The following is a 15537-nucleotide window of genomic DNA, read 5'->3' on the forward strand; positions in this document are numbered from 1 at the left end:
AATCGATGTGAAAGTACTAACCGTATTTGGCACCAGGCCGGAGGCCATCAAGATGGCGCCTCTGGTTCATGCGCTGGCCAGAGATCCTGATATTGAAGCGCAAGTGTGCGTGACTGCCCAGCACCGTGAGATGCTCGATCAGGTCTTAACCCTCTTTTCTATCGTCCCGGATTACGATCTCAATATAATGAAACCGGGACAGGGACTGACGGAAATCACCTGCCGTATTCTGCAAGAATTAAAGCCTATTCTGGAGTCGTTCAAACCGGATGTGGTGCTGGTGCACGGCGACACCACCACCACCGTGGCGACCAGCCTGGCCGCGTTCTATCAGCGTATCCCCGTTGGTCATATTGAAGCGGGTCTGCGTACCGGCAATCTCTATTCCCCGTGGCCGGAAGAGGCCAACCGTACCCTCACCGGTCACCTGGCGATGTACCATTTTGCGCCAACCGAGAACTCACGTCAGAACCTGCTGCGCGAAAATATCAGCGACAACAAGATCTTCGTCACCGGCAATACGGTCATTGATGCGCTGATTTGGGTGCGTGACCGCGTGCTGGCTAACAGCGAGCTTCAGGCAGAACTTGCTGCGCGCTATCCGTTCCTGAACAACGGCAAGAAAACGATTCTGGTGACGGGCCACCGCCGCGAAAGCTTTGGCCGTGGCTTTGAGCAAATTTGCCACGCGCTGGCTGAAATCGCCGCGCAGAACGAGGATGTGCAGATTGTCTATCCGGTGCACCTCAACCCGAACGTCAGCGAACCGGTCAACCGTATCCTGGGCCACGTGGAAAACGTGCTCCTGATCGAGCCGCAGGACTATTTGCCATTTGTCTGGCTGATGAACCACGCCTGGCTGATCCTGACCGATTCTGGCGGCATTCAGGAAGAGGCGCCTTCACTCGGTAAGCCGGTACTGGTGATGCGTGAAACCACCGAACGCCCGGAAGCGGTTACTGCCGGTACCGTGCGTCTGGTGGGAACGGATCCGCGTCGTATTGTCGAAGAGGTCACGCGCTTACTGCATGACGATGAAGAGTATCAGGCGATGAGCCGGGCCCACAATCCGTACGGTGATGGGCAGGCTTGTGGTCGTATTTTGCACGCACTTAAACACAATCGGGTAACGCTATGAGTTTTTCTACCATCTCTGTTGTTGGTCTTGGCTATATCGGGCTGCCTACTGCGGCGGCCTTTGCCTCTCGTCAAAAGCAGGTCGTTGGCGTAGATATCAACGCGCACGCGGTGGAAACCATCAACCGTGGCGAAATTCATATCGTGGAGCCCGATCTCGATCGTGTGGTGAAAATGGCGGTGGACGGTGGCTTCCTGCGCGCCAGCACCACGCCGGTAGAAGCCGATGCGTACCTGATTGCGGTTCCAACGCCCTTTAAAGGCGATCATGAGCCTGACATGGTTTACGTCGAGGCGGCGGCAAAATCCATTGCGCCTGTGCTGAAGAAAGGGGCGCTGGTTATTCTTGAGTCCACTTCACCTGTTGGGGCTACCGAGCAGATGGCGCAGTGGCTGGCCGAGGCGCGTCCCGATCTCAGCTTCCCGCAGCAGGCGGGCGACCAGGCCGATATCAATATCGCCTACTGTCCTGAGCGCGTACTGCCAGGCCAGGTGATGGTGGAACTGATTAAAAACGACCGCGTGATTGGCGGCATGACGCCAGTCTGCTCCGCGCGCGCCAGCGAGCTGTATAAAATTTTCCTTGAAGGCGAATGTGTGGTGACCAACTCCCGCACCGCCGAGATGTGCAAACTGACCGAAAATAGCTTCCGCGACGTTAACATCGCGTTTGCGAATGAACTGTCGTTGATTTGCGCCGATCAGGGGATTAACGTCTGGGAACTTATTCGTCTTGCCAACCGTCACCCCCGCGTGAACATCCTTCAGCCGGGGCCGGGCGTGGGTGGGCACTGCATCGCGGTCGATCCGTGGTTTATCGTGGCGCAGAACCCGGAACAGGCACGCCTGATTCGCACCGCGCGCGAAGTAAACGACCACAAACCGCACTGGGTTATCAACCAGGTCAAAGCCACGGTCGCGGATTGCCTGGCCGACAGCGGCAAACGCGCCAGTGAGCTGAAAATTGCCTGCTTTGGTCTGGCATTCAAACCGAATATTGACGATCTGCGCGAAAGCCCGGCGATGGAAATTGCCGAAATGATCGCTGCCTGGCACAGCGGTGAAACGCTGGTGGTTGAGCCGAATATTCATGCGCTGCCGGCAAAACTTGCCGGTCACTGCACCCTTACCGCCCTGGATGACGCGCTGGCGACGGCGGATGTGCTGGTGCTGCTGGTGGATCACAATGCGTTCAAAGCGGTTTCCGGTGATGCCGTACGTCAGCAGTATGTTGTTGATACCAAAGGCGTGTGGCGTTGAGTATCCTCAACGGCGTGCTGGAGTCCCTTGAGTGGGAAAGCGCATTCTTTGCGCGTCCCTCAGCGATAGTGCGTCTGCGCGACAATGCCCCTGCGTTGCAGGAAGCAGACTTCAGCGCCTGGCAGCGCGTACAGGCTAAGATCCCGGCGGACCGCGCCGATCTGCTGGACGCCCTCCAGCAGCACGGATTCCGGCTGGTCGAGGGTGAGGTTGATCTCTCTGTTACCGTGGCTCTCCACGCCTCACCGGGCGCGGAAATTGCAACGGAGCAGGATATCCCCGCGCTGCGCAAGATGGCGGCGCTGGCCTTCGCTCAGAGCCGTTTCCGGGCGCCCTGGTATGCGCCCGATGACAGCGGCCGCTTTTATGCCCAGTGGATAGAGAATGCGGTCAAAGGCACGTTTGACCACGTCTGTCTGGTGTTCCGTACCGCCGGGGGGCAGATTCAGGGTTTTGTTTCGCTTCGCAGGCTCAACGAGCACGAGGCGCGCATCGGATTGTTAGCCGGGCGCGGCATGGGCGAGAAACTCATGCAGGCGGCGCTGCACTGGGCGGAGCAACAACAGGTATCGACGCTGCGGGTCGCAACCCAGATGGGCAACACCGCTGCGCTTAAACGTTATATTGCGAGTGGTGCCAGCATCGACGCCACCGCCTACTGGTTATACAGGTGACAAGATGATTCCATTTAACGCGCCTCCCGTTGTGGGCACTGAACTTGATTACATGCAGTCTGCTATGGGCAGCGGCAAGCTCTGTGGCGACGGCGGTTTTACCCGCCGCTGCCAGCAGTGGATGGAGCAACGTTTTCACAGTGCCAAGGTGCTGCTGACGCCGTCCTGTACCGCATCGCTCGAGATGGCGGCGCTGTTGCTGGATATCCAGCCCGGCGATGAAGTGATCATGCCGAGCTACACCTTCGTCTCCACGGCGAACGCGTTTGTCCTGCGCGGGGCGAAAATCGTGTTTGTGGATATCCGTCCGGATACTATGAACATCGACGAAACGCTGATTGAAGCGGCGGTCACCGATAAAACGCGGGCGATTGTGCCGGTGCATTACGCGGGCGTGGCCTGTGAGATGGACACCATCATGGCCATCGCTAAAAAGCACAACCTGTTTGTGGTGGAAGACGCCGCGCAGGGCGTGATGTCCACCTACAAAGGGCGCGCGCTGGGTACCATTGGTCATATCGGCTGCTTTAGCTTCCACGAAACCAAAAACTACACCGCAGGCGGCGAAGGCGGCGCGACGCTGATTAACGATCGTGCCCTGGTGGAGCGTGCGGAAGTGATCCGTGAAAAAGGGACCAACCGCAGCCAGTTCTTCCGCGGTCAGGTGGATAAGTACACCTGGCGCGATATCGGCTCAAGCTACCTGATGGCGGATTTGCAGGCCGCGTATCTCTGGGCGCAGCTGGAAGCGGCAGAGCGCATCAATCTGCAACGCCTCTCCCTGTGGCAAACCTACTACGACGCGCTGGAGCCGCTGGCAAAAGCCGGACGTATTGAACTGCCGACTATTCCGGCAGACTGCATCCACAACGCTCACATGTTCTACATCAAGCTGCGCGATAACGACGATCGCAGCAAGCTGATTGCCTGGCTGAAAGAGGCGGAAATTATGGCGGTATTCCACTATATTCCGCTGCACTCCAGCCCGGCTGGCGAAGCCTTCGGGATGTTTGCCGGTGAAGACCGCTACACCACCAAAGAGAGCGAACGTCTGCTCCGTCTGCCCCTGTTCTACAACCTCGCGCCGGTGAACCAGCGTACGGTGATCAATTCGCTTCTGAGTTATTTCGCCTGATATGTCTCTGGCAAAAGCGTCGGTGTGGACGGCAGCGTCCACGCTTGTAAAAATTGGCGCCGGGTTACTGGTCGTCAAGCTGCTGGCCGTCTCATTTGGTCCGTCAGGCGTTGGGCTGGCAGGGAACTTCCGCCAGCTGGTCACGGTGCTTGGCGTGCTGGCGGGTGCCGGGATATTCAATGGCGTCACCAAATACGTCGCGCAGCATCATGACGATGCCGAAAAGCTCCGCACGGTGGTGGGCACCTCCTCTGCTATGGTGCTGGGCTTCTCTACGTTGCTGGCCGTCGTCTTTTTGCTGGCGGCGGCACCCATCAGCCAGGGGCTGTTCGGACACACGCATTATCAGGGGCTGGTGCGCCTGGTGGCGCTCGTTCAGATGGGGATCGCCTGGGCAAACCTGCTGCTGGCGCTGATGAAAGGCTTCCGTGATGCCGCCGGGAATGCGCTGGCGCTGATCCTCGGCAGCATCATCGGCGTTATCGCCTACTACTTTTGCTATCGGCTGGGCGGCTATGAAGGCGCGCTGCTGGGGCTGGCGCTGGTGCCTGCGCTCGTTGTCATTCCGGCAGCGTTTATGCTGATGCGCAGAGGCAATGTCCCGCTGAATTACCTGAAACCGCAGTGGGACAAGATGCTGGCGGGGCAGCTAGGAAAGTTTACCCTGATGGCGCTCATCACTTCGGTAACGCTTCCCGTTGCCTACGTGATGATGCGAAACCTGCTGGCAGCGCATTACAGCTGGGATGAAGTGGGGATCTGGCAGGGCGTGAGCAGCATTTCAGATGCTTACCTCCAATTTATTACGGCTTCCTTTAGCGTCTATTTACTGCCAACCTTATCGCGCCTGACTTCCAGGCAGGATATTACCCGCGAGATTTTTCGCTCCCTGCGTTTTGTATTGCCGGCGGTTGCGATCGCCAGCTTTACCGTCTGGTTACTGCGTGATTTCGCCATCTGGCTGCTGTTTTCGGCGAAGTTTACCGCCATGCGCGATCTGTTTGCCTGGCAACTGGTCGGCGATGTGCTGAAAGTGGGGGCATACGTTTTCGGCTATCTGGTGATTGCGAAGGCTTCGCTGCGGTTGTATATCCTGGCAGAGATCGGCCAGTTTGCGCTGCTGACGGCATTTTCTCACTGGCTGATCCCCACCCACGGTGCGCTGGGGGCGGCTCAGGCCTATATGGCAACTTATATCGTTTATTTCGCTGCCTGTTGCGGCGTATTTTTACTTTGGCGTAAACGCGCATGACTGCACTGATACACATACTGGGATCGGATATCCCGCATCATAACCAGACCGTTCTGCGGTTCTTCAACGATGAACTGGCATCCGGCACGCCCGATGCGCGCGAGTTTATGGTCGTTGGACGCGATAACGGCCTGAGCGCGGCGTGTCCGGCATTGCACATCACCTTCTGGGCAGACAAAGCGGCGCTGACGAAGGCTGTGGTTGCTAAAGCCAAAGCGGATCGTACCCGGCGTTTCTTTTTCCACGGACAGTTCAATTCCGGCCTGTGGCTGGCGCTGTTAAGCGGCGGGATAAAACCTTCCCAGTTCAGCTGGCATATCTGGGGAGCGGATCTCTACGAAGTCTCCCACGGCTGGAAGTTCCGTCTTTTCTATCCGCTGCGTCGTCTGGCGCAGGCGCGCGTGGGCTGCGTTTTTGCTACCCGTGGCGACCTCAACTATTTTGCTAAACAGCACCCAAAGGTTCGCGGGGAGCTGCTCTATTTTCCGACCCGTATGGATCCGGCGCTGAATACCATGGCGAATGACGCGGTTCGTGAGGGCAAACTGACCATCCTGGTGGGAAATTCCGGCGATCGCAGTAACGAGCATGTCGCGGCGCTGCGGGCGGTGCATCAACAGTTTGGCGATACGGTGAACGTGGTGGTGCCGATGGGCTATCCCGCCAATAACGACGCCTACATCGATGAAGTTCGCCAGCAGGGGCTTGGGCTGTTTAGCGCGGAAAATCTGCACATTCTCAGCGATAAGCTGGAATTTGATGACTATCTCGCGCTGCTGCGAAAATGCGATCTGGGCTATTTCATCTTTGCCCGTCAGCAGGGGATTGGTACGCTGTGTCTGCTGATTCAGGCGGGCGTACCGTGCGTGCTCAACCGCGAGAACCCGTTCTGGCAGGACATGGCCGAACAGCATATTCCGGTGCTGTTTACCTCTGACACGCTTAATGTCGAGGTGGTACGGGAAGCGCAGCGTCAGCTCACGCTGGTGGATAAAAATAGCATCGACTTTTTCAGCCCGAACTATCTCACGCCGTGGCACCGCGCGCTGCGTATTGCTTCAGGAGACAACGCATGAGCCAGTTGCAATTTAGCGGCTTGCTGGTGGTCTGGCTGCTGAGCACGCTGTTTATCGCCACGCTCACCTGGTTTGAATTCCGGCGCGTACGTTTTAACTTCAACGTATTCTTCTCGCTGCTGTTTTTGCTGACCTTTTTCTTTGGCTTCCCGCTGACCAGCATCCTTGTGTTCCGCTTTGATGTTGGCGTCGCTCCGCCGGAAATCTTGTTGCAGGCGCTGCTCTCTGCGACCTGCTTCTACGCGGTGTATTACGTCACATATAAAACGCGCCTGCGCGCGGCGAAAGACACCACACCCCGTCGTCCGCTGTTTACCATGAACCGGGTAGAAACCCATCTGACGTGGGTTATGCTGATGACCATCGCCCTCGTCAGCGTGGCGATTTTCTTCATGCATAACGGCTTTTTACTGTTTAAGTTGCAGTCCTATAGCCAGATTTTCTCCGCCGAAGTCTCCGGCGTCGCGCTCAAGCGTTTCTTCTATTTCTTCATTCCGGCGATGCTGGTGGTCTTTTTCCTGCGTCAGGACAGCAAAGCCTGGCTGTTCTTCCTGGTCAGCACCGTCGCATTTGGCATTCTGACCTACATGATCGTCGGCGGCACCCGCGCTAACATCATTATCGCCTTCGCGATTTTCCTGTTTATCGGCATTATTCGCGGTTGGATTTCGCTGTGGATGCTGGCGGCGGCAGGTGTCTTTGGCATTGTGGGGATGTTCTGGCTGGCGCTGAAGCGCTACGGACTGAACGTGGCCGGCGACGAAGCGTTTTATACCTTCCTGTATCTGACGCGCGATACCTTCTCGCCGTGGGAAAACCTGGCTTTACTGCTGCAAAACTACGACAAAATCGAATTCCAGGGGCTGGCGCCGATTGTTCGCGATTTCTATGTCTTTATACCGACGTGGCTGTGGCCCGACCGTCCCGGTATTGTCCTGAACACGGCGAACTACTTTACCTGGGAAGTGCTGAACAACCATTCGGGCCTGGCGATTTCCCCAACACTGATTGGCTCGCTGGTAGTGATGGGCGGAACGTGGTTTATCCTGCCGGGCGCGATCGCGGTCGGGTTGATAATAAAATGGTTTGACTGGCTATATACGCTGGGTAACGAAGAGACCAACCGCTACAAAGCCGCTGTTTTGCACAGTTTCTGTTTCGGTGCCATTTTCAATATGATCGTTCTGGCGCGCGAGGGGCTGGATTCTTTCGTCTCACGCGTGGTGTTTTTTATGGTCGTTTTCGGTCTCTGTCTGCTGCTGGCAAAACTGCTGTACTGGTTGTTTGACAGTGCAGGGCTTGTGCACAGACGTGAGCCACAGGGCAGCACAACGCTGTCGCAAGTCTGAGTAGGGATTATCATGACGGATACAACTTCAGCCCCGCGTTATGCGCTGCGTGGGCTACAGCTTATTGGCTGGCGAGATATGCAGCACGCGCTGGATTTTCTGTTCTCGGACGGGCAGATGAAATCGGGCACGCTGGTGGCCATCAACGCAGAAAAGATGCTGGCGGTTGAAGATAATGCGGAAGTGAAAAGCCTGATTGAAGCCGCGGAGTTTAAATATGCCGACGGTATTAGCGTGGTGCGTTCAATTCGTAAAAAGTTTCCTTACGCTAATGTGTCTCGCGTGGCGGGTGCTGACCTTTGGGAGCGACTTATGGAACGCGCAGGCGCTGAAGGCACGCCGGTATTTTTGATTGGCGGCAAACCAGAGGTGCTGGCGCAGACCGAACAAAAGCTGCGTAGCCAGTGGAATGTTAACATCGTGGGCAGCCAGGATGGCTATTTCAGGCCGGAAGATCGCCAGGCGTTATATGAGCGCGTGCGCGACAGCGGGGCGAAAATTGTCACTGTCGCCATGGGGTCGCCGCGGCAGGAAATTCTGATGCGCGATTGCCGTCTGGTCAGCCCGGATGCGCTCTATATGGGCGTTGGCGGCACCTACGACGTCTTTACCGGCCACGTTAAGCGGGCGCCCAAAGTCTGGCAAAACCTGGGGCTGGAGTGGCTCTACCGCCTGCTCTCTCAACCGACGCGTATCAAACGACAGATTCGTCTGCTGCGCTACCTCGCCTGGCACTACACCGGGAAAATGTAATCAATATGCAGCGCGATCTGCTGTTCGCGCTGCAACCCCCCCTGTAAAACTGCTGGATTTCTGTACAATGCATTCATTTTTTTAATGCATTGTTTGCCATTTGCCAGAATTTAAGAAACCATTCGCTCCGTATTTCAGTACCCCTCAAAACAATACCCGGCAATAAGTCGGGAAACAGCAAACACAACCGAGGATTTATGGCAGAGAAAAAACCGGAGCTTCAGCGTGGGCTGGAAGCTCGACATATTGAATTGATCGCGCTGGGCGGGACTATCGGCGTTGGCCTGTTTATGGGCTCGGCAAGCACGCTGAAATGGGCGGGGCCTTCCGTCCTGCTGGCGTATATTATTGCCGGGCTGTTCGTCTTCTTCATCATGCGCTCAATGGGCGAAATGTTGTTTCTGGAGCCGGTAACGGGCTCTTTCGCCGTTTACGCCCACCGTTATATGAGCCCGTTCTTTGGCTATCTCACGGCCTGGTCGTACTGGTTTATGTGGATGGCCGTCGGGATTTCGGAGATCACCGCCATCGGGGTCTACGTGCAGTTCTGGTTCCCGGAGATGGCCCAGTGGATACCCGCGCTCATCGCCGTAGGGCTTGTGGCGCTGGCGAACCTTGCCGCCGTTCGCCTTTACGGTGAAATCGAGTTCTGGTTTGCGATGATCAAAGTTACCACCATTATCGTGATGATTGTTGTGGGTCTGGGTGTCATCTTCTTTGGTTTCGGTAACGGCGGGCACGCGATTGGTTTCGGTAACCTGACCGGACACGGCGGCTTCTTTGCCGGCGGCTGGAAAGGCTTCCTGACCGCACTCTGTATCGTTGTCGCCTCTTATCAGGGCGTTGAGCTGATCGGCATTACCGCAGGTGAGGCGAAAAACCCGCAGGTCACGCTGCGTAGCGCGGTAGGCAAGGTGCTGTGGCGTATCCTGATTTTCTATGTGGGCGCGATCTTCGTTATCGTGACCATTTTCCCATGGAACGAGATCGGCACCACCGGCAGCCCGTTTGTCTTAACCTTCGCTAAGATTGGCATCACGGCGGCGGCCGCCATTATCAACTTTGTGGTACTGACGGCGGCGCTCTCCGGCTGTAACAGCGGGATGTACAGCTGCGGGCGTATGCTTTACGCGCTCTCGCAAAACAAACAGCTGCCGGCGGTGATGGGTAAAGTCTCCCGCGTGGGTGTACCGGTGGCGGGCGTAGCGGTGTCGATTGTGATTCTGCTGATTGGCTCTTGCCTGAACTACATCATCCCGAATCCGCAGCGCGTGTTTGTTTACGTCTATAGCGCCAGCGTGCTGCCGGGAATGGTACCGTGGTTTGTCATTTTGATTAGCCAGCTGCGTTTCCGACAGGCGCACAAAAAAGCGATCGCCAGCCATCCGTTCCGCTCCATTCTGTTCCCGTATGCGAACTATTTGACGATGGCGTTCCTGATTTGCGTATTAATTGGAATGTACTTTAATGAAGATACCCGCATGTCGCTGTTTGTCGGGATGATCTTCCTGGCTGCCGTCACAGCTGCATATAAACTTTTTGGCCTGGGCCGCCGTGGCTCCGCCCATAAAGTGGAGGAATAAGCGGCAAAATGTGCAAACCATAACCAAACGCGCATTTTTTTCAAAAAAGCACTAGACAGCGGGGACGGAGGTACGTAATATCCAGCCCCGCAACGGCGCTAAGCGCCCGTAGCTCAGCTGGATAGAGCGCTGCCCTCCGGAGGCAGAGGTCTCAGGTTCGAATCCTGTCGGGCGCGCCATTTTAGTCCCGGCGCTAGAGCTGCGGTGGTCTGAGAAGTAGTCAGAACCGCGTGAAAGAATACAGTGGTGGCTATAGCTCAGTTGGTAGAGCCCTGGATTGTGATTCCAGTTGTCGTGGGTTCGAATCCCATTAGCCACCCCATTATTGAAAGAGTTGTGAATTGCGAAGGTGGCGGAATTGGTAGACGCGCTAGCTTCAGGTGTTAGTGTTCTTACGGACGTGGGGGTTCAAGTCCCCCCCCTCGCACCACGACTTTTAATGAGTTGAACTAAAAATTCAAAAAAGCAGTACATCGGCGAGTAGCGCAGCTTGGTAGCGCAACTGGTTTGGGACCAGTGGGTCGGAGGTTCGAATCCTCTCTCGCCGACCAATTTTGAACCCCGCTTCGGCGGGGTTTTTTGTTTTCTGCGTTTTTTATCCTGTAGCCTTTCCCCGACAACATTCTATATCCTTGTCGCGATTCAGCGACATATAACCCGTTAATATTAAAGAATTTATTATTTTACCTCTTAACCTGTCTCCTGGTGACGACATATCGCCGCCTTCAGCGCGATGTTGTATGGCTTCAGGCGGTTCTTAACAGCATAATTTCCTTTTATCTTAAAATGTTGCGCGATGTAAAAGTTCTGCGTGTAAACCTGGCACATTACATGCAATAATATGCGTGTAGATGCTCATTCCATCTCTTATGTTCGCCTTAAGGCCTCATAAACTCAGGAATGACGCAGAGCCGTTTACGGTGCTTATCGTCCACTGACAGATGTCGCTTCGGCCTCATCAGACACCATGGACACAACGTTGAGTGAAGCACCAAATATGTTGTCTTACAGACCTGTTTTAACGCCTGCTTTTATAGCAGGCGTTTTTTTATGGGCGTAAAAAAGGAGGCCATCTGGCCTCCTGTTAATTACTGCTGCGTTCCGTTATTTTGCAACGTCAATAACAGCCCATCACGGCGCATAGCTGCGGCCTCTTCCGGCTTATGCTGCTTGTCCAGCGAATCAGCAAGCCAGGCGTAATCAAATGCGTCCGGACGTTGCTTCAGCGCGGCGCGGAAGGCGAGGCTCGCCTCCTGCCACTCGCCGTGTTTCATCAGAGACTGGCCCAGCGTACTCCACAGCAGCGGACGATCGCCCACGGTTTTGATCTGCTGGCGCAGTGCTTTTTCAATTTGTTCCGGATTGTTGGTTTTCAGACGCGGGATGACCATCACCAGGCGGTCATCATACTGTCGCTTGAGACCGTCCAGGAGGATCTCCTGCGCGGTGTCATGGTCGTCACACTCAATCAGATGTTCTGCCATCGCCACCTGAAGAGGAACCTGCTGGCGCGTTTTACGGCTCTGGTTTTTCCACCAGGTTTTCAGGCCGTCGCTGCCGAGATCGGCGCGCGCCTGATCCATCAGGCCAATCCAGGCCAGACGCTGAAGTTCATCACGATGTTCATCATCGCCCACGTCGGCTTTCGCCATGGAAGGGATAATGTCCAGCAGCGAGCCCCAGGCACCGGTCCGAATATATGCCTGCTCAGCCAGACGCAGCACTTCCGGGTGACGAGGGGTAATTTCCAGCAGACGGTCAACGCCGTGACGGGCGGCATGGTTTTCATTGCGCGCCAGTTGCAGACGAACGCGGGTGATCTCAACCGGAATCGGATCTTTAGTAGAGAGCTCAGACGCGCGTTCAAGATGCTGATTGGCGCGGGCCTCATCGCCTCGCTGTTGCGCCGCCTCAGCGGCCAGCAGATAGTTAACAACCGGCTGTTCTGCATGGTCGGCATTTTTCGACATCAGCTTTTCAACCTGCTGATAGTCGCCTTCGGCCAGCTTCAGCAACGCTTGCTCGGTCTGCTTGCGGGCGCGACGGCGCTTACGGCCAACGAACCAGCCGCGCGTATGTACGCCGGTACGGAAAATACGACGCAGGAGCCACTCCACTGCCAGCAGAACGACCACACCCAGGATCAGAATAATTACCAGCCCTGTTACGCTGGTTTCGATATTGTAGTTATCGGTCTGGATCAATACATAACCCTGGTGACCCGCGAGCATCGGCCCCAGTACAATCCCGGCGATCAGCAGGATGAAGAGTAAGAAGACTTTTAGCATCATTACTCTCCTTGCTGCGCGCTTTCAGGCGCTGGCGCGGCGGCAGGTGCTTCAGCCGGACGCTCTGCCGGAACGCCCGGCTGGGCCAGCAGGTTACGCACGCGCGTCTGCATGAGCTTCTCCAGAATCGGCTGGCTTTCCAGCTTGTCCGGCACGTTCATGGTGATGTTTTGCTGGCTCAGCTTGTCGATATCCTCAAGGAACGCGGTCGTGGTTGCGTCATTGGTATCGTAGTAAGCACGTACCCAGGTTGAAACGTTATCCAGCGCCTGTTTGTAGGTCTCTTCCTGGTGACGCGGTACGGCCTGGGCAGCCACCAGCAGGCGGGAGCGAATGTTTTCACGCAGATAGACGTCCTGGTTCGGCGCCAGCAGCGGCACGGCAGTTTCATCACGGCGGCGAATGGTAATAAAGCTGTCCATAAAGTTCTGCCAGCTCTTTTGCAGGTTGATACGCCATTCGCTCAGGGAGCTGGACAGCTCGGTGCCGTCAGAATCCATCGGGGAGTCATCGTCGTTGTTATCGGCCAGCTGAAGGTTATCAATCTGGTTGGAGAGCTGATTTACCTTAAGGATGATACCGTCGTAATCGACCTGAGAAACCGCAGACAGGCTGGCGATATCTTCCGTAATAGCGCGGCGTGCGTTGATGAGGCTCGGATCGTTCATGTCAGCCAGGCTTGCGTCGGCACTTTTCAGCAGCGCGGCGGCGGTGGTGACATCCTGATCGCTCCAGAGCTTGCGCCCGGCCAGTTTCACCAGAAAATCGGCCTGTGAAAGTAGCCAGGTTTTGGCATCGGTTCCCGAAATTGTGGCGACTTTCTCCTGCACTTCGCTCAGCTGTTTGGTCAACTCTTCACGTTTGCTGTTCGCGTCGGCGAGGGCGGCAGTTTGCTGTTTGATCACGCCTTCCAGCTCAGCTTTTTGCGTCTCCTGCGCTTTCTGTAGGGCAGTGATTTGGTTAACCAACGCGTCGCTGGTGGCCGTCTGGTTGGTGCCTTGTTTCTTCACCAGTCCGTAGAGACCCACGCCTGCGGCCAGCGCAATCGCGATGGCAATCACGCTCAGCGTGAGGCTGGTTTTGTTGCTGCCGTTTTTCTTCTCAACGGTTGTGTCTGTCGTCTCTGGCTGTGACGTGGTGTCCACAGTCTCCCTGGTCTCTTCAACCACGGCGGAGGATTTTTCGTGTTCCGTCATTATGGCTTCCCATTTGAGAGTTATTGTAATGCGCGCAGCAGCGCATCGTTGTCGGCGTTTTCAGCGATCCGAATATCCTGCCAGCCCAGTTCCCGGGCGTGGTTCGCCAGACGCTCACTGACGACCAGAAGTCGACAGCGGAGTAACCAGTTTTCGCGATACCAAAGCGGAATCAGCGACCAAAGCTGTTGTAACATTTCACTGCTGGTGACCACCAGCGTATTAATACCGCGGGCGTGCCAGCGCATTGCTTCTTCCGCGCCATCATAGTGTTTCGCACAGCGCTGATAGCACTCCACAAACGTCACGTCTGCGCCGCGTTCGCGCAGCGTCTCGCCCAGCAGTTCGCGGCCACCGTTGCCGCGCAAAATGAGCGCGCGCTTTCCGGCAATGGTTTGTAATTCAGGTAATTGTAGCAAGACTTCGCTGATTTCCCGATCTAACGGGTAACGAACATCGATTCCGCTCGCGGTATGTAAGGCCAGCGCCGTGGTGCGCCCGATGGCGAAATAGCGGGGGGCGTGAGGCCAGCTAACGGCATGCTGTTGCAGCTGCGCATGGGCAAACTCCACGGCATGCTGCGACAGCGCAAAGAGCAGATCGCCTTCCTGCAAGAGACGCATCTGGTCAGCGAGCGCAGGCAGCTCGCGACCGGGGGAGAATTCAATCAGCGGAAAACTCCAGGCCACCTGCCCCAGTGCGCGCAGACGGCTCACTAACTGCTCTCCTGCGGGAGAAGGGCGGGTGACAAGTATGCTCATGCAGGGGGCTCTCCGTTATAGACCTCAGCCAGAATTTCACGCGCGCCGTTATTCAGCAGCTCTTCCGCCAGCGATACGCCAAGCGCCTCGGCATCTTGCGGCTTGCCGCGACGTTCACCGCGAACCATCTGTGAGCCGTCCGGCGCGCCAACCAGCGCACGCAACCACAGCTCACCGTCAGTTAATTCAGCATAGCTGCCAATTGGCACCTGACAGCCTCCTTCGAGGCGAGTATTCATCGCGCGCTCGGCTTTTACGCGAACGGCGGTATCGTCATGATTCAGCGGCGCGAGCAGTGCCTGAGTGCGCGCATCAACCAGACGACACTCAATGCCGACGGCACCCTGGCCGACGGCGGGCAGCGACAGCTCCGGCGGCAACGCGACGCGAATGCGTTCTTCCAGCCCCAGGCGTTTCAGGCCCGCAACCGCAAGAATAATGGCATCGTAGTCGCCGTTATCCAGCTTGCCAAGACGTGTGCCGACGTTCCCGCGCAGCGAACGGATCACCAGATCCGGGCGACGTTCAGCCAGCTGACACTGGCGGCGTAAACTTGACGTGCCGACCGCGCTGCCTGCCGGCAACGCATCGAGCGAGTCATAGCGATTAGAGACAAACGCATCGCGCGGATCCTCGCGCTCGCAGATGGTCACCAGCCCCAGCCCTTCCGGGAACTCAACGGGCACATCCTTCATCGAATGCACGGCGATATCGGCGCGGTTCTCAAGCAATGCCAGCTCCAGCTCTTTGACAAACAGACCTTTTCCGCCCACTTTGGCCAGCGGCGTATCCAGAATGACATCGCCACGTGTGACCATTGGCACCAGCTCAACGCGTAATCCGGTGTGGCAGGCTTCAAGGCGCTGCTTAACATAATGTGCCTGCCAGAGTGCAAGAGGACTTTGGCGTGTGGCAATTCTCAAAACATTGTCTAACATGCTTGTTACCGTCATTATCAATCGCTAACCATCCTAACATTGTTGACACTCGGATGGCAGTTTTACGGTTGATGAAGAGTGAGAGGGACAGGGCGGCGTACTCGTCAGCCATCGCCGTATTCAGGAATTTACACG

The 15537-nt window shown here is 56.4% G+C and carries 13 protein-coding genes and 4 tRNA genes; 13 read left to right on the forward strand and 4 right to left on the reverse strand.

The window, feature by feature from the left end; genetic code table 11:
• Positions 1–7: 7 nt before the first annotated feature.
• The 13 genes from wecB (at position 8) to RS584_RS00890 (ending at position 10770) form a co-directional block, all read left to right on the forward strand.
• Positions 8–1138, forward strand: a complete 1131-nt coding sequence (gene wecB / locus RS584_RS00830) for a non-hydrolyzing UDP-N-acetylglucosamine 2-epimerase (RefSeq protein ID WP_315748785.1) — start codon at positions 8–10, stop codon at positions 1136–1138.
• Positions 1135–2397 (forward strand): UDP-N-acetyl-D-mannosamine dehydrogenase, encoded by a 1263-nt coding sequence (gene wecC, locus RS584_RS00835; protein WP_193041784.1) that lies wholly within the window; start codon positions 1135–1137, stop codon positions 2395–2397. Before wecB ends, wecC begins: the two co-directional genes overlap by 4 nt.
• Entirely contained in the window at positions 2394–3071 is a 678-nt protein-coding gene (gene rffC, locus RS584_RS00840; protein ID WP_032646798.1) for a dTDP-4-amino-4,6-dideoxy-D-galactose acyltransferase, read from the forward strand. Before wecC ends, rffC begins: the two co-directional genes overlap by 4 nt.
• Positions 3072–3075: 4 nt before the next feature.
• A complete protein-coding gene (gene rffA, locus RS584_RS00845) occupies positions 3076–4206 on the forward strand; it encodes a dTDP-4-amino-4,6-dideoxygalactose transaminase (RefSeq protein ID WP_015570019.1) in 1131 nt (376 codons plus the stop codon).
• A gap of 1 nt (position 4207) precedes the next feature.
• The gene (wzxE, locus tag RS584_RS00850; RefSeq protein WP_017383597.1) at positions 4208–5458 is read left to right on the forward strand and encodes a lipid III flippase WzxE; all 1251 of its coding nucleotides are present in this window, start codon (positions 4208–4210) and stop codon (positions 5456–5458) included.
• The gene (locus tag RS584_RS00855) at positions 5455–6534 is read left to right on the forward strand and encodes a TDP-N-acetylfucosamine:lipid II N-acetylfucosaminyltransferase (protein ID WP_315748786.1); all 1080 of its coding nucleotides are present in this window, start codon (positions 5455–5457) and stop codon (positions 6532–6534) included. Before wzxE ends, RS584_RS00855 begins: the two co-directional genes overlap by 4 nt.
• Positions 6531–7883, forward strand: a complete 1353-nt coding sequence (wzyE, locus tag RS584_RS00860; RefSeq protein WP_017693948.1) for an ECA oligosaccharide polymerase — start codon at positions 6531–6533, stop codon at positions 7881–7883. Before RS584_RS00855 ends, wzyE begins: the two co-directional genes overlap by 4 nt.
• 12 nt (positions 7884–7895) lie before the next feature.
• Positions 7896–8636 (forward strand): lipopolysaccharide N-acetylmannosaminouronosyltransferase, encoded by a 741-nt coding sequence (gene wecG, locus RS584_RS00865; RefSeq protein ID WP_315748787.1) that lies wholly within the window; start codon positions 7896–7898, stop codon positions 8634–8636.
• Positions 8637–8833: 197 nt separating this feature from the next.
• On the forward strand, positions 8834–10219 hold the full coding sequence (gene thrP / locus RS584_RS00870) for a bifunctional threonine/serine APC transporter ThrP (protein WP_017693946.1): 1386 nt from the start codon (positions 8834–8836) through the stop codon (positions 10217–10219).
• A 102-nt stretch (positions 10220–10321) separates the two neighbouring features.
• A tRNA-Arg gene (locus RS584_RS00875) sits at positions 10322–10398 on the forward strand.
• A gap of 67 nt (positions 10399–10465) precedes the next feature.
• A tRNA-His gene (locus RS584_RS00880) sits at positions 10466–10541 on the forward strand.
• Positions 10542–10562: 21 nt separating this feature from the next.
• Positions 10563–10649 (forward strand) — tRNA-Leu (locus RS584_RS00885).
• A 44-nt stretch (positions 10650–10693) separates the two neighbouring features.
• Positions 10694–10770: transfer RNA gene (locus RS584_RS00890), tRNA-Pro, on the forward strand.
• A 537-nt stretch (positions 10771–11307) separates the two neighbouring features.
• Here the strand turns inward: RS584_RS00890 and hemY are convergent.
• Genes hemY through hemC form a run of 4 tightly spaced genes read right to left on the reverse strand, consistent with a single transcriptional unit; the run spans position 11308 to position 15402 of the window.
• Positions 11308–12507, reverse strand: a complete 1200-nt coding sequence (gene hemY, locus RS584_RS00895) for a protoheme IX biogenesis protein HemY (RefSeq protein WP_026080629.1) — start codon at positions 12505–12507, stop codon at positions 11308–11310.
• Between the two features lie 2 nt (positions 12508–12509).
• Entirely contained in the window at positions 12510–13703 is a 1194-nt protein-coding gene (hemX, locus tag RS584_RS00900; RefSeq protein ID WP_315748788.1) for a uroporphyrinogen-III C-methyltransferase, read from the reverse strand.
• A gap of 20 nt (positions 13704–13723) precedes the next feature.
• On the reverse strand, positions 13724–14464 hold the full coding sequence (gene hemD, locus RS584_RS00905; RefSeq protein WP_315748789.1) for a uroporphyrinogen-III synthase: 741 nt from the start codon (positions 14462–14464) through the stop codon (positions 13724–13726).
• Positions 14461–15402: a hydroxymethylbilane synthase gene (gene hemC / locus RS584_RS00910; RefSeq protein ID WP_315748790.1), complete on the reverse strand. Its 942-nt coding sequence runs from the start codon at positions 15400–15402 to the stop codon at positions 14461–14463. The genes hemD and hemC overlap by 4 nt, the downstream gene beginning before the upstream one ends.
• Positions 15403–15537: the final 135 nt, after the last annotated feature.

The sequence above is a fragment of the Enterobacter sp. DTU_2021_1002640_1_SI_PRY_ASU_LCPMC_013 genome (assembly GCF_032389435.1).
Classification (GTDB): domain Bacteria; phylum Pseudomonadota; class Gammaproteobacteria; order Enterobacterales; family Enterobacteriaceae; genus Enterobacter; species Enterobacter hormaechei_C.